This window comes from Lentzea sp. JNUCC 0626 (assembly GCF_043632865.1).
GTDB lineage: Bacteria > Actinomycetota > Actinomycetes > Mycobacteriales > Pseudonocardiaceae > Lentzea.
Window position 1 is genome coordinate 3607686 of record NZ_CP171635.1, and the last position, 24246, is coordinate 3631931.

30 protein-coding genes are annotated in these 24246 nt (G+C 69.4%); 12 read left to right on the forward strand and 18 right to left on the reverse strand.

Annotated features, from left to right (window positions below; genetic code table 11):
* Positions 1–16: 16 nt before the first annotated feature.
* Positions 17–664, reverse strand: a complete 648-nt coding sequence (locus JNUCC0626_RS15165) for a fasciclin domain-containing protein (protein WP_394620389.1) — start codon at positions 662–664, stop codon at positions 17–19.
* Positions 665–897: 233 nt separating this feature from the next.
* Between JNUCC0626_RS15165 and JNUCC0626_RS15170 the strand changes: the two genes are divergently transcribed.
* The 5 genes from JNUCC0626_RS15170 to JNUCC0626_RS15190 all read left to right on the forward strand — a co-directional run bounded on the left by JNUCC0626_RS15170 (position 898) and on the right by JNUCC0626_RS15190 (position 4305).
* Positions 898–1353, forward strand: coding sequence for a peroxiredoxin (locus JNUCC0626_RS15170; RefSeq protein WP_285641448.1), 456 nt, complete (start codon positions 898–900; stop codon positions 1351–1353).
* Positions 1354–1441: 88 nt separating this feature from the next.
* Positions 1442–1936: a methyltransferase family protein gene (locus JNUCC0626_RS15175; RefSeq protein WP_394620390.1), complete on the forward strand. Its 495-nt coding sequence runs from the start codon at positions 1442–1444 to the stop codon at positions 1934–1936.
* Between the two features lie 64 nt (positions 1937–2000).
* Positions 2001–2903: an RNA polymerase subunit sigma-70 gene (locus JNUCC0626_RS15180; protein WP_394620391.1), complete on the forward strand. Its 903-nt coding sequence runs from the start codon at positions 2001–2003 to the stop codon at positions 2901–2903.
* Complete coding sequence (locus JNUCC0626_RS15185; protein WP_394620392.1) at positions 2900–3466, forward strand: GNAT family N-acetyltransferase; 567 nt, start codon at positions 2900–2902, stop codon at positions 3464–3466. The genes JNUCC0626_RS15180 and JNUCC0626_RS15185 overlap by 4 nt, the downstream gene beginning before the upstream one ends.
* Before the next feature lie 14 nt (positions 3467–3480).
* On the forward strand, positions 3481–4305 hold the full coding sequence (locus JNUCC0626_RS15190) for an alpha/beta fold hydrolase (protein WP_394620393.1): 825 nt from the start codon (positions 3481–3483) through the stop codon (positions 4303–4305).
* Here the strand turns inward: JNUCC0626_RS15190 and JNUCC0626_RS15195 are convergent.
* From JNUCC0626_RS15195 to JNUCC0626_RS15215, 5 genes are all read right to left on the reverse strand, one after another.
* Positions 4255–4803: a hypothetical protein gene (locus JNUCC0626_RS15195; RefSeq protein ID WP_394620394.1), complete on the reverse strand. Its 549-nt coding sequence runs from the start codon at positions 4801–4803 to the stop codon at positions 4255–4257. The two genes, JNUCC0626_RS15190 and JNUCC0626_RS15195, sit on opposite strands and share 51 nt — an antisense overlap.
* Positions 4804–4873: 70 nt before the next feature.
* Positions 4874–5101 (reverse strand): hypothetical protein, encoded by a 228-nt coding sequence (locus JNUCC0626_RS15200; RefSeq protein WP_394620395.1) that lies wholly within the window; start codon positions 5099–5101, stop codon positions 4874–4876.
* A complete protein-coding gene (locus JNUCC0626_RS15205) occupies positions 5092–5298 on the reverse strand; it encodes a hypothetical protein (RefSeq protein WP_394620397.1) in 207 nt (68 codons plus the stop codon). The genes JNUCC0626_RS15200 and JNUCC0626_RS15205 overlap by 10 nt, the downstream gene beginning before the upstream one ends.
* Before the next feature lie 10 nt (positions 5299–5308).
* Complete coding sequence (locus JNUCC0626_RS15210) at positions 5309–5956, reverse strand: response regulator (protein ID WP_394620398.1); 648 nt, start codon at positions 5954–5956, stop codon at positions 5309–5311.
* Complete coding sequence (locus tag JNUCC0626_RS15215; RefSeq protein WP_394620399.1) at positions 5953–7218, reverse strand: sensor histidine kinase; 1266 nt, start codon at positions 7216–7218, stop codon at positions 5953–5955. Before JNUCC0626_RS15215 ends, JNUCC0626_RS15210 begins: the two co-directional genes overlap by 4 nt.
* A gap of 172 nt (positions 7219–7390) precedes the next feature.
* On the opposite strand from JNUCC0626_RS15215, the gene JNUCC0626_RS15220 reads away from it, so the two are divergent.
* The gene (locus JNUCC0626_RS15220; protein ID WP_394620400.1) at positions 7391–8605 is read left to right on the forward strand and encodes an ABC transporter substrate-binding protein; all 1215 of its coding nucleotides are present in this window, start codon (positions 7391–7393) and stop codon (positions 8603–8605) included.
* Between the two features lie 42 nt (positions 8606–8647).
* Here the strand turns inward: JNUCC0626_RS15220 and JNUCC0626_RS15225 are convergent, their stop codons facing one another.
* The 3 genes from JNUCC0626_RS15225 to JNUCC0626_RS15235 all read right to left on the reverse strand — a co-directional run bounded on the left by JNUCC0626_RS15225 (position 8648) and on the right by JNUCC0626_RS15235 (position 12018).
* Positions 8648–9070: a VOC family protein gene (locus tag JNUCC0626_RS15225; protein WP_382444800.1), complete on the reverse strand. Its 423-nt coding sequence runs from the start codon at positions 9068–9070 to the stop codon at positions 8648–8650.
* 9 nt (positions 9071–9079) lie between these two features.
* On the reverse strand, positions 9080–9514 hold the full coding sequence (locus JNUCC0626_RS15230; protein WP_394620401.1) for a helix-turn-helix transcriptional regulator: 435 nt from the start codon (positions 9512–9514) through the stop codon (positions 9080–9082).
* Between the two features lie 203 nt (positions 9515–9717).
* The gene (locus tag JNUCC0626_RS15235) at positions 9718–12018 is read right to left on the reverse strand and encodes a glycosyl hydrolase family 18 protein (protein WP_394620402.1); all 2301 of its coding nucleotides are present in this window, start codon (positions 12016–12018) and stop codon (positions 9718–9720) included.
* A 262-nt stretch (positions 12019–12280) separates the two neighbouring features.
* Between JNUCC0626_RS15235 and JNUCC0626_RS15240 the strand changes: the two genes are divergently transcribed.
* The gene (locus JNUCC0626_RS15240) at positions 12281–12727 is read left to right on the forward strand and encodes a hypothetical protein (protein ID WP_394620403.1); all 447 of its coding nucleotides are present in this window, start codon (positions 12281–12283) and stop codon (positions 12725–12727) included.
* Positions 12728–12745: 18 nt separating this feature from the next.
* Here the strand turns inward: JNUCC0626_RS15240 and JNUCC0626_RS15245 are convergent, their stop codons facing one another.
* Positions 12746–13201: a DUF4396 domain-containing protein gene (locus tag JNUCC0626_RS15245; RefSeq protein ID WP_394620405.1), complete on the reverse strand. Its 456-nt coding sequence runs from the start codon at positions 13199–13201 to the stop codon at positions 12746–12748.
* Between the two features lie 86 nt (positions 13202–13287).
* On the opposite strand from JNUCC0626_RS15245, the gene JNUCC0626_RS15250 reads away from it, so the two are divergent.
* Positions 13288–13620 carry a hypothetical protein gene (locus JNUCC0626_RS15250; RefSeq protein ID WP_394620406.1) on the forward strand — a complete coding sequence of 111 codons (333 nt, stop codon included), beginning with the start codon at positions 13288–13290 and terminating at the stop codon, positions 13618–13620.
* Positions 13621–13672: 52 nt separating this feature from the next.
* Positions 13673–14158, forward strand: a complete 486-nt coding sequence (locus tag JNUCC0626_RS15255; protein ID WP_394620407.1) for a DUF305 domain-containing protein — start codon at positions 13673–13675, stop codon at positions 14156–14158.
* Here the strand turns inward: JNUCC0626_RS15255 and JNUCC0626_RS15260 are convergent, their stop codons facing one another.
* Genes JNUCC0626_RS15260 through JNUCC0626_RS15280 form a run of 5 tightly spaced genes read right to left on the reverse strand, consistent with a single transcriptional unit; the run spans position 14159 to position 18676 of the window.
* Positions 14159–15154 carry a YdcF family protein gene (locus JNUCC0626_RS15260; RefSeq protein WP_394620408.1) on the reverse strand — a complete coding sequence of 332 codons (996 nt, stop codon included), beginning with the start codon at positions 15152–15154 and terminating at the stop codon, positions 14159–14161.
* A gap of 22 nt (positions 15155–15176) precedes the next feature.
* The gene (locus JNUCC0626_RS15265) at positions 15177–15353 is read right to left on the reverse strand and encodes a hypothetical protein (RefSeq protein ID WP_382444793.1); all 177 of its coding nucleotides are present in this window, start codon (positions 15351–15353) and stop codon (positions 15177–15179) included.
* Between the two features lie 16 nt (positions 15354–15369).
* Entirely contained in the window at positions 15370–15522 is a 153-nt protein-coding gene (locus JNUCC0626_RS15270; RefSeq protein ID WP_382444792.1) for a hypothetical protein, read from the reverse strand.
* Between the two features lie 38 nt (positions 15523–15560).
* Positions 15561–16283 carry a phosphotransferase gene (locus tag JNUCC0626_RS15275; RefSeq protein ID WP_394620409.1) on the reverse strand — a complete coding sequence of 241 codons (723 nt, stop codon included), beginning with the start codon at positions 16281–16283 and terminating at the stop codon, positions 15561–15563.
* Positions 16280–18676 (reverse strand): tetratricopeptide repeat protein, encoded by a 2397-nt coding sequence (locus JNUCC0626_RS15280; RefSeq protein ID WP_394620410.1) that lies wholly within the window; start codon positions 18674–18676, stop codon positions 16280–16282. Before JNUCC0626_RS15280 ends, JNUCC0626_RS15275 begins: the two co-directional genes overlap by 4 nt.
* A gap of 66 nt (positions 18677–18742) precedes the next feature.
* Between JNUCC0626_RS15280 and JNUCC0626_RS15285 the strand changes: the two genes are divergently transcribed.
* The gene (locus JNUCC0626_RS15285) at positions 18743–19504 is read left to right on the forward strand and encodes an IclR family transcriptional regulator (RefSeq protein ID WP_394620411.1); all 762 of its coding nucleotides are present in this window, start codon (positions 18743–18745) and stop codon (positions 19502–19504) included.
* A gap of 29 nt (positions 19505–19533) precedes the next feature.
* Positions 19534–20979 (forward strand): aldehyde dehydrogenase family protein, encoded by a 1446-nt coding sequence (locus JNUCC0626_RS15290; RefSeq protein ID WP_394620412.1) that lies wholly within the window; start codon positions 19534–19536, stop codon positions 20977–20979.
* Here JNUCC0626_RS15290 and JNUCC0626_RS15295 read toward each other — a convergent pair.
* Genes JNUCC0626_RS15295 through JNUCC0626_RS15305 form a run of 3 tightly spaced genes read right to left on the reverse strand, consistent with a single transcriptional unit; the run spans position 20976 to position 23679 of the window.
* Positions 20976–21614 (reverse strand): response regulator, encoded by a 639-nt coding sequence (locus JNUCC0626_RS15295; protein ID WP_394620413.1) that lies wholly within the window; start codon positions 21612–21614, stop codon positions 20976–20978. The two genes, JNUCC0626_RS15290 and JNUCC0626_RS15295, sit on opposite strands and share 4 nt — an antisense overlap.
* Entirely contained in the window at positions 21611–22483 is an 873-nt protein-coding gene (locus JNUCC0626_RS15300) for a sensor histidine kinase (protein WP_394620414.1), read from the reverse strand. Before JNUCC0626_RS15300 ends, JNUCC0626_RS15295 begins: the two co-directional genes overlap by 4 nt.
* Entirely contained in the window at positions 22471–23679 is a 1209-nt protein-coding gene (locus JNUCC0626_RS15305) for a serine hydrolase (RefSeq protein ID WP_394620415.1), read from the reverse strand. The genes JNUCC0626_RS15300 and JNUCC0626_RS15305 overlap by 13 nt, the downstream gene beginning before the upstream one ends.
* Positions 23680–23766: 87 nt before the next feature.
* Between JNUCC0626_RS15305 and JNUCC0626_RS15310 the strand changes: the two genes are divergently transcribed.
* Positions 23767–24246 carry a hypothetical protein gene (locus JNUCC0626_RS15310; RefSeq protein WP_394620416.1) on the forward strand — a complete coding sequence of 160 codons (480 nt, stop codon included), beginning with the start codon at positions 23767–23769 and terminating at the stop codon, positions 24244–24246.

Sequence of the window (24246 nt, forward strand, 5' to 3'; positions counted from 1 at the left end):
ACTACCCCTGGAGATGTCAGGCGGGGAGCAGGACCGAGTCGATGAGGTACACGGTGGCGTTCGCGGTGTGCACGCCGCCGCAGATCACGTTGGCGTCGTTGACCTTCAGCGCGTCCTTGGTGCCGGAGACCTTGACGGTGCCGGTCTCGACGGTCTTCTGGTCGCCCACGATCTTGTCGGGCGTGATCTGGCCGGGGACGACGTGGTACGTGAGGATCTTGGTCAGCAGCGCGTCGTCCGTCTTGAGCTTCTCGATCGTCGCGGCGTCGATCTTCGCGAACGCCGAGTCCACCGGGGCGAAGACGGTGAACTCGGCGCCGTTCAGGGTCGAGACCAGGTTGACCTTCGGGTTCAGCTTGCCGGAAACGGCATCCACGAGCGTCTTGAGCAGCGGGTTGTTGCTCGCGGCGACGGCGACCGGGTCGGCGGCCATGCCCGCGACGGAACCGGCACCCGACGGGACCTGCTTCGCGTAGTCGGCACAGCCGGGACCCACGAGGTCCTTGGCCGGGTCTGCCATCGCGGCGGACGAGGTGGTGGTCGGGGCGGCCGCGGTGCTGGAGCTGCCGGAGCTCGCCGTGTCAGCCGAGCCGCACGCCGCGCCGAACAGGGCGAGCGAGGCGGCGCCGATGGCCAGGACGGTGTTGCGGACGGTCTTGTTCATGACGGGACATCTCCCAGTGGTGTTCCGGTTGGTGATGCCGGTGATTCGCCACCGCCCGCCGAACGGATGGGTGCGGTTATCGACCCGTTACCAACGAATCCGCAAACATCGCCTCACCAGCACGAATGCCCCTTTCGTCCACAGTGGACTCCAGAAGTCCGTTCACTCGTCCGCGTGACGAGCACTGCAGAATCGCGGGCAATCCGCCCGGCCCCCGGCTCCGAACCACCAGCATGAAACGAGGCGACACCGCTCCGGACTTCACGCTGCCCGACCACCACGGCGACCCGCGCACGCTGTCCGAGTTCCTGGCCACCGGCCCGGTGGTGCTGTTCTTCTACCCGATGGCGTCCTCCGGCGGCTGCACCCAGGAGAGCTGCCACTTCCGCGACCTGGCGGAGGAGTTCGCCGAGGTCGGCGCGCACCGGATCGGCATCAGCCCGGACTCGGTCGGCAAGCAACGGGCGTTCGCCACCGCCAACGGCTTCGACTACCCGCTGCTGTCCGACGTGGACGGTGCCGTGGCGAAGCAGTTCGACGTGTGGCGGCGCTTCAGCCCGTTGCACGCCAAGCGGCGCACGTTCGTCATCGACACCGATCGCCGGATCCTCGACGTGGTCACGGGCGAGCTGAAGTTCGACGTCCACGCCGACCAGGCACTCACCGTGCTGAGGCAACGCGCCGCGTAACCGGCCCGTTCGGCCGTCCAGGTGAGAGTCGCGCCGGAACCACCGCCAGGCCTACCGGCGGTGGTTTTCGCGAGGTAAGCCATGCGGCATGCAGACCAAGAAGGCGGCATGGGGCTCGGTGGCGTTCTTCGTGATCGCTCCGGGTGGTGTGGCCGGGCTCGTCCCCTGGCTGCTCACGCGCTGGCGCTTCGAGCCGTTCTGGCCGCCGTTGCGCGTGGCCGGCGCGGTGCTGCTGGTGGCGGCGCTCGTCGTGCTGATCTCGGCCTTCGCCCGGTTCGTGTCCGAGGGGTTCGGCACGCCCGCGCCGGTCGCCCCACCGGACCGGCTGGTGGTCGGCGGCCTCTACCGGTACGTGCGCAACCCCATGTACCTGGCGGTGTTGTCGCTGATCCTGGGGCAGGCCCTGCTGTTCGGCCAGTGGATCCTGCTGCCCTACACGGCGGCGGTCGCCCTCGCGTTCGCCTCGATGGTCCGCTGGCACGAGGAACCCGTGCTGCTGCGGGACTTCGGCACCCAGTACGAACGCTACCGGGCCGCCGTCCCCGGCTGGTGGCCGCGGCTGCGCCCCTGGTCTGCGGACTGAGGCCGCCGCGTGGTGAGCGAACTCCTGAGGGCCCTGGCGGGCGTCACCGCGTAGGGTCGTTCGCGTGATCGAGACGCTGGAGCCGTTCCGGGTCGAACTGACCGGCTACTGCTACCGCGTCCTCGGCTCCGGTTCCGAGGCCGAGGACGCCGTGCAGGAGACGCTCGTGCGCGCGTGGAAGGCGTACGACACCTACGATTCCGCGCGCGCGTCGCTGCGCACGTGGCTGTACCGGATCGCCACGAACATCTGCGTCGACATGCAGCGCAGTGCTCAGCGGCGGGCCCTGGCGGTCGACCTGGGGCCGTCCGGTGGCGCGCTCGACGCTCCGTTGCTGGAGAACGTGTTCGTGCAGCCCGTGCCCGACGCGCTGGTGCTGCCGGAGGACCAGGCGATCCGGCGGGAGACCGTGCGGCTCGCGTTCGTGGCGGCGTTGCAGCTCTTGCCGCCGCGGCAGCGCGTGGTGCTGATCCTGCGGGACGTGCTGGCGTGGCAGGCGGCCGAGGTGGCTTCGCTGCTGGAGATCTCGGTGGCGGCGGTGAACAGCGCTCTGCAACGGGCGCGGGCGACGTTGCGGGTCGTGGACGCGGGCGAGGCGTTCGATCCGGTCGATCCGGCGCAGAAGTCGTTGCTCAGCCGGTACTGCGAGGCGTTCGCGCGGCACGACGTGGCGACTTTGGTGTCGTTGCTGCACGAGGACGCGACCATGTCGATGCCGCCGTTCAGCTGGTGGCTGCGCGGGCGTGACCTGATCTCCCTGGCGCTGAGCGACCCCGAGGCCTCGTGCGCCGGCGCGTGGCTGGAGCCGGTGCGGGCCAACGGATCGCCCGCCTACTGGCAGATGAGGCCCGGTCTCGACCAGCCGTTCGGGCTGGTGTTCGTCGACGTGCGCGACGGGCTGGTCACGGGCGTCACGACGTACCTGAACGTGGATGAGCTGCTGCCGTTGTTCCGGGAGGGTTCATGATCCGGATCGTGCCGTCGGACGAGGTGCCGTGGGAGGACGTCGAGGCGATCTTCGACGGCTCCGAGCCGCGCAAGTGCCACTGCCAGCGGTACAAGGTCAAGGGCTGGATGTGGCGCGACTCGACGTTCGACGAACGCTACGAGGCGCACTGCGCGCAGTCCGCCCTGGGCAGCGGTCTGGTGGCCTATGTGGACGGTCAGCCCGCCGGGTGGGTGGCGGTCGAGCCGCGTCCGTCGTATCCGAAGCTGCTGGACATGCCCATCCCGTGGAAGGGCCGGTCAGAGGACAAGGACGACCCGGACGTGTGGGCCGTGACGTGTTTCGTGGTGCGCAAGGGTTTCCGCCGGCAGGGGCTCACCTACGAACTGGCGGCGGCGACCGTTGCTCATGCGCGTTCGCGAGGCGCCAGCGCACTCGAGGCGTATCCGATGGTGGCCGATCCCGCTCGTTCCGTGACGTGGGGCGAACTGCACGTCGGCGCGCGGCAGGTGTTCGAGGAGGCCGGGTTCGTGCAGGTCACGCACCCGACGAAGCGGCGGTTCGTGATGAGGGTGGACTTCTGACGTTCTCCGAGATCGTGATCCCGACGGCCCGGCTCGACGTTCCGGCGCTGGTCGCGGGCGACGGCCCGGTCGTCGTGTGCTGGCACGGATTTCCCGACCACCCGGCGTCGTTCGAACCGCTCGCCCAGCGCCTGGTCGCCGCCGGACGCCGGGTCGTGGCACCGTTCCTGCGCGGGCACCACCCGTCGACCGTCTCGTCGCTGCCGTTCAGCGACGGCCTGACGCTCGCTTCGGACGCCGCCGCGCTGAACGAGGCACTCGGCGGCCCGGTCGACGTGATCGGGCACGACATCGGGGCCGGGGTGGCCGGGCGACTCGCGGCCCTGCGGCCCGACCTGGTCCGGCGGGTGGTCACGATGTCGGTGCCGCCACCCGCCGCGTTGGGCCGGATCTTCGCCGACCCCGCGCAGCAGCAACGGTTCTTCTACCTGTTCGTGTTCCAGGTGCCCGGCGTCGGCGAGGCGTTGCTGAACGACACGTTGATCGACTACCTGTGGCGCACCTGGTCACCCGGCCTCTCCGTGCCTTCCTACGTTCGCTCGCTGTACGCGGACCCCGCGATCCGAGCCAACTCTCTGCGGTTGTACCGAGCGAACTTCGACCGTTCGTTGCACGATCCCGAGCTTGCCGAGCTCGCGTCGATCTCGGAGCAACCGGCTTCGGTACCTCTGCTCGTGCTGGGCGGCGCGGACGACGGCTGCATCACGCCCGACAACTACGCCGAAGCCGCCACGGCTCTCGCCCCGGGTTCGCGGGTCGAGATCGTGGCGGGCGGGCACTTCCTCCAGCTAGACAACCCCGACGAGGTCGCGGCGCTGGCGCTGGACTGGTTCCGCTGACTTCCGGACGCGCCCCCACGGCTTGAACACCGACAGCACGTAGGCGATCAGCAGCAGGGTCGGCGCGACCACCACCGGGTACAGCATCTCGCTCGAGATCACCGCCGCCGGGTCACCGCCGAGCATCCGCTCGCCGATGCGCGCCGCCTCCGCCACCCCCGGCCGGAGCGAAAAGGCGATCAGCAACGACATGCCGACGTTCAACACCAGCTTGATCGCGACCCACCAGTACCGGACCAGGCCGTACTTGCTGCCCAGACCGAGCACCACACCGGACACCATGCACACGATGCTGGCCCCGAACATCGGCCAGATCGCGAACAGGTCGATCGACTGGATCGCCACACCGGCGGTGCTCGTGTCCGTTGTGGACAGTGCGACCACGACCAGGATGCCCAGCGCGAGGTCGATGCCGAGCCACGCCGCCGCCGACAGGACGTGCACGAGCAGCACGGCCTTGCGGGCGCGACCGCCGAGCTTGCGGGTGGTGGTAGCCATCGCGATGCACTCTCCTTCTCTCGTGGTGTCGCGTCCTACTCTCGCCACCACGAGGGCGTGCATCATCCGCTCACGTTCTGATCTCGCGTACGTCAGTTTGCGTACGTGTCTGCGCGACGACCATCGCCGCAAGCACAACGGCCGCACCCGCCAACTGCAAGACGGTGAGCTTCTGCCCGACGGCCGCCCACCCGACGACCGCCGCGAACGCTCCCCCGAAGACCACGAGGAACGCGTAGCCGCCGACGTTGCGCGCGGTGAACGCCGACAGGTCTTCGAGCACGAAAGTCAACGGCACCAGCACGAACGAACGCCACCACACTCGCCGCGCGGGAGCCGCCGGGTGAGGGCGAGCAGGATCAGGCCCGCCGGAAGGGCCCGGAGCAGCGACGCCAGCACCGGCCGGTCCGGCGGGAGGTACTCGGTCGTGACGTAGAAGGTCGTCCCCCAGATCGCCGGCGCCAGAGCGGTGGCGGCGACACGATGATTGAGCACCACCCCGAAGTTAGCCGCCCGGCGTGACGATCCCTCTCTCGTAGGCGAACACCACGGCGTGCGTGCGGTCCCGCAGGTTGAGCTTCGTCAGCACGCGCGACACGTGCGTCTTCACCGTCGTCTCCCCCAGGAACAGGGTCGCGGCGATCTCCGCGTTCGACGCGCCCTTGGCGAGTTCCACCAGCACCTCGAACTCACGGTCGGTCAGCTCCGGTGGGCGCGTGCGTTCGCGTGCTGCCGTGCTGAAGCGGGCGATCACACGGCGCGTGACCTCGGGCGAGAGCAACGCGTCGCCGCGGGCCACGACTCGTACGGACTCCACGAGGTCTTCCGGGGAGGCGTTCTTGAGCAGGAAGCCGCTCGCGCCCGCCTGCAACGCCTCGAAGAGGTAGTCCTCGCGGTCGAACGTGGTCAGGATGACGACACGGGTGCCGTGACCTGCGGAAAGGATCTGCCGGGTGGCTTCCAGGCCGTCCATGCGCGGCATCTGGACGTCCATCAGCACGACATCGGGCCGCAGCCGGGCTACCAGGTCGACGGCCTCGCCACCATCGCCTGCCTCGCCGACCACCTCGATGCCGGGTTCGGTGCCGAGGATGACGCGGAAACCGGCGCGGACCAGGTCCTGGTCGTCGGCCAGCACTACTCGCAGGCTCACGCCTTCTCCTCCAACGCGGTCGGCAGTGACGCACGGACCAGATAGCCCGCTTCACGCCGTGGGCCTGCTTCCAGCGAACCGCCGTGCACGGCTAGACGTTCGCGCATGCCGACGAGTCCGAAACCGGGGTTTGTGGGCGTGGCGCGGCCACGGCCGTCGTCGGTGATTTCCAGCTCCAGTGCGCTTTCCAGGAAACGCATGCGCACGTCCACGTGGTGTGCGTCGGCGTGTTTGACCACGTTCGTGAGTGCTTCCTGCACGACGCGATACGCCGACAACGCGACGCCGGACGGCACCTCGCGCGCGTCGCCGTACACGTTGTGCGAGACCTCCAGGCCCGCGGCGCGGGCGCTGTCGAGCAGTTCGGGCAGGTCGTCCAGGCCGGGGGCTGCTTTGAGGTCCGTGTCGGCGTCGGCGCGCAGGACGCCGAGCAGGCCGCGCAGTTCGCTGATGGCGGTGCGGGCCGTTTGCTCGACGGTCTGCAGGGCGTCGCGGGCCAACGCGGGATCCGAGTCCAGCACCCGACGAGCGGCGCCGGCCTGGATGCCCATGACGGACACGTGGTGCGCGACGACGTCGTGCAGGTCGCGGGCGATGCGCATGCGTTCGGCGGCGATGGCGCCGCGGGTGTTCTGCTCCTGCGAGAGGCGCAGTTCCTCGGCCTGGAACTCCAGCTGCGCGCGGCGGCGGGCACCCGACCACGCCATCTCGCCCACCACGTAGGCGAACAGGAAGAAGAAGACGTTGAACTCGAGTCCATAAACGACGGACGCGAGCACCGGGTCCATCGGTCCGGCGGCGTCCTCGAACTCGTCCTTGGGGCCGAGCAACGCGCGCACGAGGTTGAAGCCGAGCCACAGGAACATCGCGACGATCACACCGATGCGCGACCACCGCGCCCGCAGCCGGTCCTGCCCCCAGGCGCCGACGGTGAAGATCGCGCAGAACAGGATCGCGGACGGCACCAGGTTGTCGCCGACGCGGTTCATCTGCGCGGCGATGAACAACGCCGACACCACGAGCATCACGGTCATCGGGTACCGGCGGCGCACGACCAGCGGCACGGACAGCGCGATCACCCAGAGGAGCTGGACGAGCAGGCTCGGCGGGTTGCGGTACGTGAAGGCGCCCATGCTGTTGACCAGCACGGTGACCTCGATGGCGCACAGCAGCACGATGACGGCGATGCCGATGTCGCGCTGCCGTTGCCGGGGCGTCGGACCGGGCCTGCGCCATTCGTCCCACACGGGTTCTTCCTGCACCGGATCAAGGTACCCGGACGGCACTTTCCATCGGTAATCGAAGCTATTACCCACCCCGAGGTGTTCCGGAACACAAAATTGGACGAACGCTGACTCGCTGCTCAATACTGCGCCTCACCGCCGACCGAAATCATCTGCGACAGGGCCGGGAATGTCTATTCGTCATCTATTCTTGTCCACCGTCCTGCTCCTCGGCGCGGTCACCGCCTGCGGTTCCGAACCGAAGTACGCCGAGACCGTTCGCACTGGTCCAGGGGTGTCCCCTGAATCGATCTCGCTCGGTGTGCTCACCGACATGACCGGCCCGTTCAAAGGAACGTCGGTTCTCAGAATTCGCGGATATGAACTTTATCTGGACCAGGTCAACAAACGCGGCGGCGTGTGCGGACGGCGCATCGAACTGAAGCAGAAGGACCACGCGTACGACGTCCAGAAAGCACTGGACGCCTATTTCGAGCTCGAACCCCAGGTGCTCGGATTCATCGACGTGACCGGCCAGCCGATGACCGCCGCGATCGAACCGGACCTGATGCAGACGCGGGCGCTGACCGTACCCAGCTCGTGGGCCGCCTCGCTGCTCGGCAACCCGCACATGATGATCGTCGGCACCACCTACGACCTCGACGTCATCAACGGCCTGGACTTCTACAAGCGCCAGGGCGCCATCACCGACGGCGACACGATCGGCCACCTGCACCTGCGCGGCAGCTTCGGCGACAACGCCCTCGAAGGCACCCGGTTCGTCGGCGAGAGCTGGAACATGAAGGTGTCCGAGCAGGCGGTCACCGAGGCGACCGCGAACCTGACGGAGCAGATCACCGCCCTGAAAACAGCGGGCGCGAAGGTCCTGGTGCTCAGCCTGACCCCGCCGCAGACCGCCGCCGCCGTGGGCATCGCCGCGCAACTCGGCTGGACCGTGCCGATCCTGTCGAGCGCGGTCAGCTACGACCCGGTGATGATGCAGTCGCCGGTCGCGGCCGTGTTCGCCAAGCAGGTGCTGCTGACCTCGCCGGTCGCCCCGTGGAGCGCCGACGCCGAGGGCGTCCGCCAGTTGCGCGCCGGCTACGAGGAACGGTGGCCGGGCGAGCCGGGATCGCTGAACACGGTGCACGGGTTCACCGTCGCGATGGCGTTCGTCTCAGTGCTGGAGAAGGCCTGCGAGAAGAAGGACCTCACCCGCGACGGGATGCTGCGGGCGTTCCACGACACCAGCGCGCTCGACACCGCGGGACTGACCGGGCAGCTGCGGTTCTCGCTGGTGGGACGGCCGTCCGCGACCGAGTCGTACCTGAGCCGCCCGGACGGGAAGGTCGCCGGGACGTTGAAGGTCGAGGAGAACCTGCGCGAGTCGGACCTGGTGAAGCTCAAGGGCACACGGGCACGGTGACCCAACAGTGGTCCGAGGCCACGCGGCCTCGGACCACCGCCGTCAGAGCTGGTTGATGCGCACCAGGTTGCCCGCCGGGTCGCGGAACGAGCAGTCGCGCACACCCCACGGCTGGTCCTCCGGCTCCTGCAGGACCTCGCCGAACCCGGTCTGCTCGACCCACGTGCGGGCCTTGTCGAACGTGCCCTGCAGGTCCTTCGACGCGAGCGACAACGCCGTGTAGACGCCTTTCGCCATGAGAACGGCGATCGTGCGGCGTTCCTCGTCGCTCACACCGGGGTCGGCGGCCGGCGGGTGCAGGACGATGCCGGTCTCCGGCTGGTCGGGCGGGCCCACGGTGATCCAGCGCATGGTGCCCTGGCCGACGTCCTGGCGGACCTCGAAGCCGAGCGCGTCGCGGAAGAAGCCGAGGGACTTCTCGGGGTCGTCTGCGGGCAGGAAGGCCGCGGCGATGATGACTGACATGCGGCCAACCTAATCGGACGGACCGGTCGCCGCTTCTCGATTCCTGATCGGCCGCATCACGGCCTTGGCCAGGCAGTTCGGGATGCCCTGGCCGTCCTCCGCCGCCGTCTTCTTGTACTGACTCGGCGACATGCCGACCAGCTCGGAGAAGCGGGTGCTGAACGTGCCGAGCGACGTGCAGCCGACCTCGAAGCAGACGTCGGTGACCGACATGTCACCCCGGCGCAGCAACGTCATGGCCCGCTCGATCCGGCGGGTCATCAGGTAGCTGTACGGCGACTCGCCGAACGCCGCGCGGAACGCGCGGGAGAGATGGCCCGCCGACAGGTGCACACCACGAGCCAGCGCCGCCACGTCCAACGGCTGGCGGTACTCGCGGTCGATCCTGTCGCGCACCTTGCGGAGCAGCAGGAGTTCCTGCAGGCGCGGGTCCTGGGCGGTCACGAGAGACAGCCTAGTGCCGCGTCAGTCGGCCTTTGCCTCGTATTCGGCGTTCAGACGGTCGCATCGTGGTGCCGGCCCCGCGTCCCTGTACTGGTTGTACCGGGGCGCGGGGCCGGTGCCGCGAGGTGACCTGCTGGGCGTCGAAGACGCGGCGGAGGTTGGCTGGCGCGGCACTAGCACCCGCGCCCGGTCAGAGCTACGAACTAGCAGGCACCCTGGTCACGCCAGACGCCCCACTCGCCGGTGGTGCCGGGCTCCTCGCCCGTCGTCCACCACTGGGCCCGCCACTTGCGGCCCTTGTGCGACACCTCGTTGCCGCCCACGTAGACCTTGCCGCGATCCCACGCCGGCAACGCGCACGTCTGAGGCGTGGTCGTCGTCGTAGTGGTGGTCGTGGTGGTGGTCGTCGTCGTGGTCGTGGTGGAGGTCGGAGTCGTCGTGGTGGTCGAGGTCGGCGTCGTGCCGCCACCGATGCGCGGGTAGTCGGCGCTGATCGCGTACGACTGACCGCCGAAGGTGAAGACGAAGTTCGACGGCGAGGCGATCGGCAGCTGGTAGCTGACGGTCACCTCGATCGACGCGCCCGGTGCGAGCGACTGCCACGACGGCAGCGTGAGCTCCGCCTTCTGGAAGTCGCCGCGAATGCCGCCGACGTTCGCGCCGCTGTGTCCCTTGGAGACGATGCGGAGCCCGAAGCCGGACTGGTCGGCCATGCTGCCGGGAGCGCTGGTGCCGTAGTCGAACGCGATCTTCGTGCCACCGGGGATGGTGACCGTGGAACGGTTCGTGAACTTGATCTTCGGGGTGATCGGGTAGTTGTTGTCGCCCAGCGCGAAGCCGTACACGTCGACGTCCACGGCCAGCACCTGAGACTGCTGCGTCGACGCCTTCAGGTTGCCGTACGGGGCAGCGCCGTTCAGACCGGTGTTGATGGTCGACAGCAGCGTGTCACCCATGAACCACTCGTTCTTGGCGGAGTTGAACCGGTAGTCGCCGGCCAGCTCCCAGATCATGATGCCGCCGAGGCCCTTGTCCTTGACGTACTTGGCCTTCTCCGCGATCGACTGCTCGGTCTCGGTGGAGAGGAACACCTTCTTGTCGTTGTTCCACAGCCATGGCGACTTCAGCGTCGAGTCGTAGTACGGCGTGTACGTGCCGGTGAGGCGGTCGGTCGGGTCGTTGACCGGGTCCAGGCCGTACTGCGAGAGGTACGACGGCGTGATCTTGGCTTCGAGGTTCTTGGTGTGCCACAACGGGTTGGCGCCCGACGGCACCTCGGCGCTACCGGCCGTGACGTCGTGCCAGACGTTGTCGATGCCGACCGCGCCGTTGCCGCACGGCGTGGTCGAGCCGACCGACGAACCCGTGCCGGGCGGGCACTGCGACTGGTTCGGCAGCGGGGCCTTGCCCCACAGGCCGTTCGTGCCACCGGTGACGCCCTGCCAGCCGCGCGAGTAGAACGGCACGCCGATGTTGATGCGTCCGGCCTGCATCGCGCCGCGGAAGTAGTGGTACGCCCAGTCGGTGTTCAGGTAGCCCATGCCCTCGTACTGCCCGGCGCCGTACACGCCACCGGCCGCGAGTTCCGCGTCCTTGCCGTCGTCGTAGAGCGCCGCGTTCGGGCCCACGAACTGGTTCCACGACCCGTGCAGGTCGTAGCTCATGACGTTGAGGTAGTCGAGGTAGCGGGTGACCTGGTAGGCCTCCTGGCCGCGCAGCAGCCAGCCCGAGGCGGGCACGGCGGCGGTCAGCAGGTAGTGCTTGCCGTCGGCGGCACCGGCGCGGTCGAGCTTCTCGCGCAGGGTCTTCATGATCTTCTCGTAACCGGCCCACAGCGTGGCGCGGTTCGCGTTGGAGATCCAGAAGTCGTCCGGGTTGCCGGCGTGGTTGTTCGACGTCGCGTACTCGTAGTCGATGTCAGCGCCGTTGAAGCCGTACTTGCGCAGGAACTCGACGGTGCTGTCGGCGAACGTGTCGATCGCGGCCTGGTTCTGGCCGAGCTTGTAGAAGCCGCCCGACGCGTTGCGCGTGCCGTCGGCGTTGAAGAAGCCTCCGGTCTCCGCCCAGCCGCCGACCGAGATCAGCGTCTTGACGTTCGGGTTGGTCTTCTTGAACTTGGTGAGCTGGTTGAAGTGCCCCTTGTAGGGCAGCGACGGGTCCATCTCGGAACCCGCCACTCCCGGCCACTCCATGCCGATGGAAGGGTTGTTCGCGTCGTTCGCCCCGACCGAGATCTTGTTCTGGGCGTCGATGTGCGCGAACGCGTAGTTCAGGTGCGTGACCTTGTTCCAGGGGATGTCCTTGGCGAGGTACCCCGGCTGACCGTTCTTGCCGGTCCGCCAGCTGGTGAAGTACCCGATGACGCGTCTGGACTTGTCACCCATCTTCTCGCGCCCGGCGGTGTCGTAGGCCGTGCAGTACGGCGATTCGACACCCGGCGTCTTGTACAGCCCGTCCGGCCGGCAGTCCTCGTGGGCTGCGGCTGCGGTCGGTGCGTTGGTCACGGCTATCACGGTCCCGGCTAGCAGGGCTAGCACCGGGACCACTCTGGCGAGCAGTCGCAAGGGAAGGACCTCCTGGCTAGGGCGGCGGCCACTGCCGGGAACGGTAAAATGGTCCAGACCTTTAGGTCAACAGTTGATCACACGACAACGTTGACCCGTTATGGGAGCTTTATCCGCTCCGCAACCGGTACCGAGGGCGTCTACCTGCAATATTCGCCATCACTGACACTTCTTGTCAGTGATGGCTCCTAGCGTCGGGGCCATGAGCGCAAGCGACTTCGACTTCTTCCACGGCCGGTGGCACGTGGCCAACCGCAAGATCGCCGACATCGTCGGACGCGGCTCCGAGTGGGTCGAGTTCGAGGCGGAGTGCGAGGCCAGGCCGTTGCTGGGCGGCGCCGCCATCATCGACAGCTTCTTCGCCGACGGCTGGGAGGGCATGACCCTGCGCCAGTACGACCCGGCGGACGACGTGTGGCGCATCTGGTGGGCCTCCACCCGTGCGCCGGGGCACCTCGACCCGCCGCTCGAGGGCAGGTTCACCGACGGGCACGGCGTCTTCTTCGGCGACGACGTCGTCGGCGGGCACGAGGTGAAGGTGCGGTTCGACTGGACGACCGGCGACCGGCCCACCTGGCGGCAGCGGTTCTCCTACGACGGCGGCGCGACCTGGGCCGAGAACTGGGTGATGACCTTCAGCCGCGCCTGACCCGCCGGAACGAGGGAGTCAGTGGTGGTGCTGGTGAACAACCGCGTGGCCCTTGCCACGCGCGATCATCCACCGGTTCACCGGCACCGTCACGACGAACGCCACGGCCAGCGAGAACGCCAGCGCCGCCCAGAACACCCAGTTGCCGAGACCCGCGTCCATCGCGCCGGGAACCAGCAGCATCACGCCGTTGTCGACGATCTCCATGACCGCGATCGACACGGTGTCCGCCGCGAGCGCGACCCCCAGGGCCGCCTTGAACGCGAGGCCGGACCGCAGCACCGGGCGGATCGTCAGCGAGTAGCCGAAGATGAAGGCGAGCACCACGGCCAGCACGATCGTGGCGAGGTTGCCCCAGCCCAGCGCCGTGCCGATGACCATGCCGAGCACCTCGCCGATCGCACAGCCGGTGAGGCAGTGCAGCGTCGCCGAAATCGCCTGCCTGGTCAGGCTCGCCGGTGCGTGGTGGTCCATGTCGCGCCTCCTCTTCCCCGAAGTCGAGCCGAACCATACCCCTAGGGGGTATCCGTATCAAGGCATACCCCCGTAGGGTGTGTCACATGGCGACGCACCGGCTCACCCAGTGGGTGTTGCTGTGCGCGCTCGTCTTCGCCGTCGTCGGTATGCACCATGTCGCAGCGGCGGAAACTCCGCACGCCGAGCACACGGTCTCCCACCAGCAGGAACCCGAACAGCCGCACGAGCACGACCTGCTGCACCTGTGCCTCGCGGTCCTGGTCGCCGCCGCGGTCGTGCTGCTGGGCTGGTTCCTGGTCAGGACGGCACTCCCCCGGCTCGCCGCGCCGCTCGCGGAAGCGCCGCTGAGCACTCCGCAACGTCCGCCACCGGGCGGCAGACAGCTCCTCACGTCCCTCTGCGTGCTGCGGAACTGAGTTCGCCTCAGTCCACTCGGCACTGTCCACAAACGCAGAGAGAAGACCTGAAGTGAAGAAGTCCCTCATCGGGGCTGTCGTCGGCATGCTCGTGCTAGCTGCCTGCGGTGGTCCCGCGAACAGTCCTGCGGACGTCGAGTTCGCACAGCAGATGATCCCTCACCACCAGCAGGCGCTGGACATGGCGAAGCTCGTGCCGTCCCGCAGCAGTGACGAGAAGGTCCGAGCCCTCGCGCAACGCATCGAGGACGCGCAGGGTCCTGAGATCACGCAGATGAACGACTGGCTCAAGCAATGGGGAGCCACCGCCGCGAAGGACGAACACCAGGGCCACGACGCGGCGGGGCTGGAGAAGGCCAGCGGCGCCGAGTTCGACCGCATGTGGCTCGACATGATGATCGAGCACCACGAAGGCGCGGTCGAGATGGCGAAGAAGGAACTCGCCGACGGCGAGGACGAGAACGCCAAGAAGCTCGCCCAGGCCATCATCGACGGTCAGCAGAAGGAGATCACCGAGATGAGGGAACTCCTGAAGTAGCTACCCGATCTGGGTCAGCGCGAGCCCGCCCGCCATCAGCACGGCGCACGCCAGGCCGTGCACGACGGGGTTGCGCACCAGCAGCGCCACGAACTCCCGCAGGAACGCGCTCGGCACGAAGTACCAGGCCGTGGGCGCGCCGATGACCTGCAACCGCAGGCCCTGGTTGCGGGAGAGCACGGCGGTGCGGAACACGTGGTAGTTGTTCGTGACCGCGACGACCCGGCCGTGGAGACCCCGCTCGGCGAGCAACGCCTTGCTGTAGCGGAGGTTCTCCTCGGTCGTGGTCGCCTGGTCCTCCATCACCACGTCGGCGTCGGGCACGTCGCGTTCGAGCAGGTACTGCCGCATCGCGAACGCCTCGGACACCTGCTCGTCCGCGCCCTGCCCGCCCGTCACGACGATCACCGGTTCGCGGCCCGCCTCGCGTTCGCGCCAGTACAGGCGCATCCCGCGGTCGAGCCGGTTCGCGAGCAGCTTGGGCACGCGGTCGCCGATCAGACCGGCGCCGAGCACCACGATCCCGTCGAACCCGTGGCGGCGGCCGGTGCGGCCGTAGACCACCGAGTACAGCAGCAGGCTCACGAACAGGAACGCGATGTAGGCCGACACCAGGAACAACCCGATCGCGGAGCCGCGGATCCAGTCGTTGGGCTGGAGAACCCCCCAGCCGAAGTAGACCATCTCGCCGAGGAGCGCGAGGCCCGCGAGCAACGACAGCAGGTTGCCGAGCGACCTGCCCTCGCGGCGCAGCATCACCACGCCGTTGGCCAGCAACGCGAGCGGCAGCAGGAACAGCCCGAGCAACGCGAGCAGGAACGCCAGCAGCAGCGGCAGGCTCACCACCGGGTTGTCGCGCCCAGCCTCGGCGAGCAACAGCAGCAGCATCACCAGCGTGACGCCGAGCCAGATGGCGTTGCTCAGCCTCCGGCGATCACGGACCATCCCGACGACGAAGAACGTGGCGGGGATGAGGAACAGCAGGCCGGCGAGCACCGGCACAGCGTAGTACCGATGATCACTCGGTGCTGTCGGTCTGCTCCGGTTTCGGCGCGGGCTTGGGCCGCGGCCGCAACGTCACGGCACCGGCCGTGAGGTCGAGCGGACCGGTCTCCTCGTAGTCCTCGCCGGTGCCCGCGTCCGTCGCCTCGCGCCGGACCTTGGGGCCCGGGAACAACTCACCCAACTGTCCCATGACCCCGACCCTACCCTCAGAACAACGCGATGAGCAGCACGATCACGGCGATGGCGACCGCGAGGAGGATCCACTTCGAATTGGCCGGCCTGCGGTAGTGGCTGCGGACCGTGGTGGAACCGAACCAGCTGTAGGGACGGCTGCGGCGGTGCCGGCGAACCCAGGGCATCTCGTCCTCCTTGCGGGGAGTGGCTTGTCTGCCTCCGGTTACCCGAGTTTCAGGCGTTCGAGTACTCCAGCCAGACCAATCTCAGCGACTTCCGGATCGCCGATGTCGTTGCCGTGGAGGACTTCGTGCCACGGCCCCAGTTGGTGCCAGAGCGACGCCCGTTCCCTCAGTTCGGACGTGACTCCGTAAGCCTCGGCGAGCGCCGCGGCGAACTCCGGCGGGGTCGAGTGCAGCGCCCAGGCGAGGTCGATCGCCGCGTCGCCGACGTGCAGGTCGCCGAAGTCGATCACCCCGGTCAGCACGCCGGCGCGGCCCAGCACGTGTTCGGGGCCGAGATCGCCGTGCACGAGCGTGTCGACGGGCAGGCCGTCGATCCGCGCGAGCAGCTCCTCACCGCCGGGCACCCGGACCTCGGCCCGGAACCGGTCGACGGGCAACGGCATAGGTCCGACGCCCCTCGAAGCAGCCTCGTGGACGGGCACGGCGTGCAGCGCGCGCAGGAACTCCCCCAGCTGACGACCCTGGAAAACGTTGAGCGCCACCAGTTCCTCACCCGGCACCAGCTCGTGCCGCACGACCACCGGGTCCTCGGACACGACCTCCGGCACCGGCACGGGCAACGGCAACAACGGCGCGAGCCACGGCATCACCACGGTCTCGCGCAGCAGCTGCGGGCCGATCTCCGCCCGCCGCGGCCGCCGTTGCACCCACCCGTCGACCAGGACCGCCGTGCTGTCCCAGCCCTCACCCAGATACGTCACGAGCCCAGTGTTACCAGCAACTCCCGCGCGTCGGCAGCGACTTTCCCCTGACCCCGCTCCTCGGCGGCGGCCAGCGCCTCGTGTGCCGTGTGGACGGACCCGGTGAGCTGGGCGCGCACGAGCAGCGCGCGGGAGAGGTCCATCAGGCTGTCGGTCTCGTGGATCGTGCCGAGCGTCTCGTCGATCAGCTCGACGGAGGCGGTGGCGCGGGCGAGCAGGATCGACGCGGTGATCACTCCGGGCCCGTAGCCGATCTCGCGGCCCAGTTCGACCGCCTCCTCCGCGTACCGCCGCGCGTCGCCGGGTGCCAGCACCGCCATCGCGACCAGGCAGTCGATGCGGGCCTTGGGGTGTTCGGCGTCCTTCGCGACCTCGAAGCACCTGGCCGCCACCGCGAGACCTTCGTCGATCTCACCGCGTTCGGCGTGCACCCGAGCGAGCGTGGCCAGCGCGTTGGCGAGCGCGCGTTGCTGGTCCTGGGTCGTGTGCAGGCGCACCGAGTCGTGGCTCGCCTCCAGCGCGAGATCCAGCTCGCCCAGTTCGAACCAGGCGACGGAGACGTTGTCCAGGGCGACCGCGAGCAGGTTGAGCAACCCGAGCCGTTCGCAGATCTCCTTGCACTCCTGGAAGTACTCGGCCGCGAGGCGCAGGTCGCCGCGCATGCCATGAACGATGCCGAGGTTCGTCAGGGTGCTGCCGATGCCGCGCTCGTCACCGATCTGGCGACGGATCTCCAGCGCCGCCTTGAGGTTCTCCTCGGCCTCGCGCCCCTCTCCCATCTCCAGGTGCACGAGCCCGGCCGAGTTCCTGATCGACGCCACCGCGAACGGCGTCTGGGCGAACCTCAGCGCCTCGGCGAAGTCCTCCAGCGCGTCGGAGTACGCGCCGCGCGTCCACTTGGACATGCCCAGGCCGAAGAGCGAGGCGCACTGCCCGACCGCGTCCCCGGCGTCGCGCGCCGTGCGCAGTCCCGCCTGGAACACCAGCGCCTTGTCCGACTCGAACCGGCCGATGTGGAGGTAGATCCGCAGGGCGTCGGCGAGCTGCTGTGCGTACGGCGACGGCGCGGCCACCGCGACGGCGACGAGGTTGGCGTGTTCGGACTCCAGCCACTCGGCCGCCTCGTCGCGGTCCGCGAACCGCAGGCTCGGCCCGTCGAGGTCCGGGTCGGTCATGAGGCTCGTCTCGGGCACGATCTTCAGCACGGCGTTGTGCGCCGTCCTCAGGTACCACCCGTACATGTCCAGCAATGCGGCCCGGTCGTCGTCGTAGGCGGCGTCTGCGGCGAACAACCTGATGAGGTCGTGCAGCTGATAGCGAACGCCCACGTGGTCGACGAGTCCGGCGTTCACGAGCTCGTCGAGCTGCGGTTCGGGGTCGTGGCCCGCGAGCGCGGTGGACGCGTCGAGTCCGATGTCCGCGCCCGGCTGCAACCCGAGCCGCCGGAACACGCTCTTCGCCCCGGTGCTCAACGTCCGGTACGACAGCCCGAACGCGGCGCGCACGGCCGTGTCGCCGTCGATCTCCAGCCCGTCGAGCCGGTCGCCGCGCAGTTCTTGCAGGTAGTCCTCGATGTGACCGTGCGCCGCGTTCGCCCCGGCGATGCGCAACGCGAGCGGCAGGTGCGCGCACAACCGCACGAGCTCGGCGTGGTCCTCAGGCGACCCCTGCACCCGCATGCCCTCCAGCAACGCGTGCGCGTCGTCGTCCGCGAGCACGCCCAGCCGCAGCTGATCGGGCAGGTCGTTGCGGCTCGTGATGATCGCCAGGCAGTCCGGTTCGCGCGGCAGCAGCGGTTCGACCAGGTCCTCGACCGCGTTGTCGAGCACGACCAGCACCTTCTTGTCGGCGAGCTTCTGCTGGTAGAGCTCGGCCTGCGCGTCGAGTTCCGCCGGGATCCCCGCTTGCGGCACGCCGAGCGCCCGCAGGAAGCCGCCGAGCGCCTGCTGCGCGGTGACCGGCGGTGCCGCCGCGAACGCCCGCAGGTTCACGTAGAGCTGGCCGTCGAAGTACCGCTCCCGCAACCGGTGCGCGAGCCGCACGGCCAGCGCGGTCTTCCCGACGCCGGGCGGGCCGGTGATCGCGACCCGGCTCCGGTGTTCCAGGCGCGCGAGTTCGCGTTCGCGGCCGACGAAGTCCGGCAGGTCGGCGGGCAGCTGGCACGGGCCGGGCGTGCGGATCCGCAGCCGGTAGCCCGAGGCGTCGGTGACGATCTCGTCGGGGACGGCCCGGCGCAGCCGCATGACCAGGGTGCGCAGGGCGGGCAACGGGCCCGCGGGCGGCTGGTCGCCCCAGACCTCGCGGATCAGGTCGGCGAACAGCACGGGTTCGCCGGGTCGCGCGGCCAGTGCCCGGTGCAGGGCACGCAGCTTGCCTTCCGGAGTCGCGGCCATTCATCGGATCCTAGGTCGAGTCCGGTCGTCTCGTCCGGTTTCCGCGAAGGGGGCAGAATCAACCGGATGTCCGCCACGGTGTCCTCGAAGCTGCTGTCGCTGCTCGGCACGTTCGACAGCAGGCACCGCCGCCAGACCCTGAGCGGCATCGCCCGGCGGTGCGGCCTGCCGGTCAGCACCACGCACCGGCTGCTGGCCGAGCTCACCGAGTGGGGCGCGGTGCGGCGGCTCGACTCCGGCGAGTACGTGATCGGGCGGCGGATCTGGCGGCTCGGTCTGCTCGCGGCGGGCGAGGTGGACCTGAGCCGGGTCGCGGAGCCGTTCCTGCACGACATCCACGCCGCCACGCGCGCGGTGGTGCACCTGGCCGTGCGCGAAGGAACAGAGGTGCTGTACCTCGACCGCGTGTCGGGGCACGCGTCGGTGCCGATCGTCAGCAGCACGGGCAGCAGGTTGCCGTTGCACTCCACCGGGGTCGGGAAGGTGTTGCTCGCGCACGCCCCGGCGGAGGTGCAGGAGGAGGTGCTCGCACACGGCCTGACGCGCATCACGGCGTTCACGGTCACCGAACCGGGACGGATGCGCGCGCAGCTGCACCGGATCCGCCGCGACGGGTACGCGCAGACGTTCGAGGAGATGACGCTCGGGGCGTGCAGCGTGGCGGTGCCGGTCGAGGTCGAAGGGCACGTCGTGGCGGCACTCGGGATCGTGGTGCCGGACCTGCGCAACGTCCGTGCCCGGCTGGTCGCGGCACTGCAGGTGGCGTCGCGCGGCATCGCCCGGATGCTCGAGCCCAGTTTCCACCCACCGGAAGCCGGGGTTGGCTGAGCAGCCCCGATGCCGCTTGAATCCGTGCCGTGGCAAGCGAAACTCGTGAGCTCTTCATCGGCGGCGACAGCGTTCCGGCGCTGGACGGCCGCACCACCGACGACCTCAACCCCTTCACCGGCGAGGTCCACGCCGTCGTCGCCGCGGGCAGTCCCGCCGACGTCACGCGGGCCGTCGACGCGGCTCAGGCGGCCTTCGCAGGCTGGGCCGCGACCTCACCGTCGGTGAAACGCGGCATCCTGCTCCGCGCCGCCGACGGCCTGGAGGCGCGCACGGCCGAGGTCGTCGCGCTCATGGCCGCCGAGGTCGGCGGCGTCGGCGGCTGGGCCGGGTTCAACGTGATGCTCGCGGCCAACGTGCTGCGCGAGGCGGCCGCCGCCGTCACCCAGCCCATCGGCGAGGTGCTCACCACCGAGGCGCCGGGCCAGCTGTCCCTGGCCGTCCGGGAACCCCTCGGCGTCGTGGCGGCGTTCGCGCCGTGGAACGCGCCGGTCATCCTCAGCACCCGCGCCGTGGCCGCGCCCCTCGCCGCCGGCAACACCGTGGTGCTCAAGCCCAGCGAGGACGCGCCGATCGCGGCCGGGTTGCTGATCGCGGACGTCCTGCACGAGGCAGGACTGCCCGCCGGTGTCCTCAACGTCGTGACGAACGCGCCCGCCGACGCCGCCGCGGTGGCCGAGGCGCTGATCACCGACCCGCGCGTGCGGGCGGTCAACTTCACCGGCTCCACCGAGGTCGGGCGGATCGTCGGAACCCTGGCGGCACAACACCTCAAGCCCGCCGTGCTGGAACTCGGCGGCAAGAACTCGTTGCTGGTGCTGGACGACGCCGACCTCGACCACGCGGTGGACGCGGCGACGTTCGGCTCGTTCCACAACGCCGGGCAGATCTGCATGTCGACCGACCGCATCCTGGTGCACCGCTCCGTCGCCGAGGAGTTCACCGCGAAGCTCGCGGCCAAGGTGGGTTCCCTGCCGCACGGCGATCCCGCCGACCCCGGCACCGTGATCGGCCCGGTGATCAACCCGCGCGCGGCATCACGGGTGGCCGCGCTGGTGGACGAGGCCGTGGCCGCGGGTGCGCGGGTGCGGGCCGGTGGCAACGGCGGCGCGACCGTGCTGGACGAGGTCACGCCGTCGATGCGGGTGTTCCGCGACGAGATCTTCGGACCGGCCGTGGTGGTCGTGCCGGTGGCCGACGACGACGAGGCCGTGGCGATCGCCAACGACACCGAGCACGGGCTGACCGCCGGCATCCTGACCGAGGACTCGCGGCGCGGACTCGGTCTCGCGCAACGGATCCGGACCGGCATCGTGCACGTCGGCAACCAGACGGTGGACGACGAGCCGCAGGCGCCGTTCGGCGGGGTGAAGTCGAGCGGGTACGGCAGGTTCGGCGGCCGGTGGGGGCTGGAGGCGTTCTCGGCGACCCGGTGGGTGACCGTGGCTTCGGAGCACGGCCACTTCCCGTTCTAGCTTCCGGTCAGCCCCGCCTCGTGGGCCACGATGGCCGCCTGGACCCGGTTCTCCGCGCCCAGGCGGCCCAGGATCGCGCTCACGTGCCCCTTCACCGTGCCCTCGACCAGGTCCAGCCGCCGGGCGATCTGCGCGTTCGACAGGCCCTGGCCGAGGAGCTTCAGCACGTCGCGTTCGCGTGCGGTGAGCCCGTCGACCTGGGTGCGCGCGTGGCTCGTCCGGCCGCCCCGGAAGCTCGTGATCATCCGGGCCGCCACCTTCGGCGCGAGGTAGGCGCCACCGGACGCCAGTGCGTGCACGCAGGCGATCAACTCGCGCGGGTCACCCGACTTGAGCAGGAACCCCTTCGCGCCGCCGTCGAGCGCGCGTTCCAGGTAGCCGTCGTCGTTGAAGGTCGTCAGGATCGCCACCGCGAAGCCGAGTTTCGCGAGTTCGGCGGCGGCGTCCAGGCCGTCGAGGCGGGGCATCCGGACGTCGAGCAACGTCACGTCGGGGCGGTGTTTGAGCGCCTTGTCGACGGCGTCGCGGCCGTCCTCCGCCTCGGCGACGACCTCGATGGCGGGGTCGGCGCCGAGGATGGCGCGCACGCCCGCGCGCACCATCGCCTCGTCGTCCGCGAGCAGTACCCGGATCACCGTTCCCCCGTGTGCGGCACCGTCGCGACGAGCTCGAACCGGCCGTCGTGCCGACTGGTCCGGAGCGTACCGCCCGCGATCCGCACCCGTTCGCCCAGCGCCACGAGGCCGAGTCTGCTGCCCGCTCCCCTGCGCCCGCCGACGTCGTTGCTCATCTCCACCACCGTGCTGCCGTCGGCCGACGTCACCCTGATCCGGACTTCCGCTCGTGGCGCGTGTTTGGCCGCGTTCGTCAGTCCTTCCTGGACGATCCGATGCACGGTGCGCTCCACTGTGGAGGGTGGGTCGCCGTCGACGGTGAACTCGACGACCATGCCCGCCTCGGTCGCCCGCTCGACCAGGTCGCGCAGGCTCGTGAGCGCGGCCGGTTCGCCGTCGCGCAGCAGGAACACCAGTGCTGCCAGGCGTTCCGTGGCTTGGGATGCCGTCTCGCGGAGCTGGGCCGCCGCCCGCTGGTGCTCGGGCGGCACCGTCATCTCCAGCGCGCCCGCCTGCAACGCGAGCAGGCTGAGCTCGTGGCCGAGCGAGTCGTGCGCCTCGTGCGCGATGCGGGTGCGTTCCCGCAGGTGAGCGGCCTCGACCTCGGCCCTGGCGAGCGCGGCCTGCTGATACCCGGTCCGCCCGAGGAACCACGGCACCGCCACCGTCACCCCGACCAGCACGACCCCGGTCACCCCACCGGCCGCACCACCCGCGAACACCACCGCCGGCCAATGCGACCTGGTCCGACGCCCAAGCAGGAACGAGATCCCGAACAACGGCAACCACACCGCAGCCGTCCAGGGCGGCACACCGCTGTCCATCGCGAACGACGTCACGACCGCGGCCGCCACGCACCCGGCGAGCGCCGCCGTCCTCACCGCCTCCACCGCACCACCGCCACGCTCAGGTTCATCACGCTGGACACGCCCAACCACACCACAAGCGGCAGCGAATAGTGCATCAGTTGACCGAACGTGATGTCGCGCCCGCCGTACAGCACCCCGATGGTCGTCGTCATCGTCAACAGCACTGCGAGCGGCACGAACCTCAGCACCTGCCACGCCTTGTGGAACCTGCGCGGCCTCCGCAGCGCCCGCACGCCGAGCCCGATCGACAGCAGCGTGAGGCCTGCCAGCACGAGGTCGATCAGCAGCCGGTACGACTCGGGCTCCGGCGGCGTCCGGCCCGCGACGACGTCCGCGATCCCGTTCTCCAGCAGGTAGGTGCCGTCGTTGCCGAGCGTCAACCCGCTGTTGGACAGCACCGCGATGCCGTAGCCGTCCTTCGTGAGCAGCTGCCCGGACGTGCCGGTGAACCAGATCCCGTTGTGCCGCAACCGTCCCTGGTCGTCGTCCACCCAGCCCATGCCCTCCTGCGGCTTGAGCTTCGGCTGCGCGGCGAGCCACTTCGCCATGTCGTCGCCCGTGGTGATCACCCCGTCCGAGCCCGTGACGAACCTGTCGGGTTCGGTGAGCGGCACGTCGAACCCGTAGGCGTAGCCGAAGCCCTTGGGGTAGTCCGGCGGCAGGTCGCGCGGCGTCACGTCGATCGCGGTCGTGTCGCGCATGTCGAGCGGCTCGAAGACGTGCTTCTTGAGATATGCGTTGAAGTTCTCGCCCGACGCCTCCTCGACCACGCGCGCGAGCAGGTGGTAGTTCGTGTTGTTGTACCGGAACTGGTCGTCGGGGACGGTGGTGCGGAGCACTTCCTCGGCTCGCTCGACTGCCTCTTGTGGACTGTTCGGTTGCGGGAGGCTCTTCTCCTTCAACGTCTTGTCGCTGATGCCGGACTTGTGGTTGAGCAGGTTGCGCGTCGTGACCTTCGAGCCGAACACCGGCTGGTCGAGGTCGAGCCTGCCCGCGTCGGCGAGTTGCCGGACGGCCAGCGCGGTGAAGGACTTGCTGACCGACGCGATCGGCATCTTGGTCCTGCCCGTGATCGGCGCGCCGGTCGAGTCGTGGCCGAAGCCCTGCACCGAGACGATCTGGTCGTCCTTGGTGATGGCGACGGCCATGCCCGGAATCGAGGCCTCGCCCATGTACGTGGTCACCAGCAGCGTGAGCGCTGCGCCCCAGGAGATCATGCGGATGAACGTATGGATCAGCGCGCGGGGAAACCCGACCCGAAGGACAGGGCCGACCCCTGACCAAAGTCAGGGATCATGGGTGGGGTGAGCGACGAGAAGTGGGCGGCGAAGCACTGGCTGAACGTGCCGGGGCCCTTCTACACAGGGGACACCGACACGTGCTGGACCGGACGTCTGCACGCACCGCGCCACGTCCTGTACGGCGGCCGGTACCAGAACGAGTTCATCTACCGCCAGCCCAGGACGCCCGACGAGATCCAGAGCGTCCGGGAGGCGGGCGAGCAGGACCCGTTGGACGGCTACGCGGACGACGGCGACGAGCGGTGGACGCCGGGGGCCGTCCGCGCCTGGTGGCACGACCGGGACAAGGTCGTCGAGCACATCACCGAACTGATCGCGGAGTGGACGGCCGGGACCCGCTCGGACGAGCCCGACGCGGCAGAGGGCGGCCGCGACTTCCTCGCCTACCTGGCCGGCGACCTCGAAGCCGACCTCCGCGCGTACGTCTTCCGCCTGGAGAACGGCAGGTACCCGGCCGCGAGCGACCGGGTACCCGAACTCTGA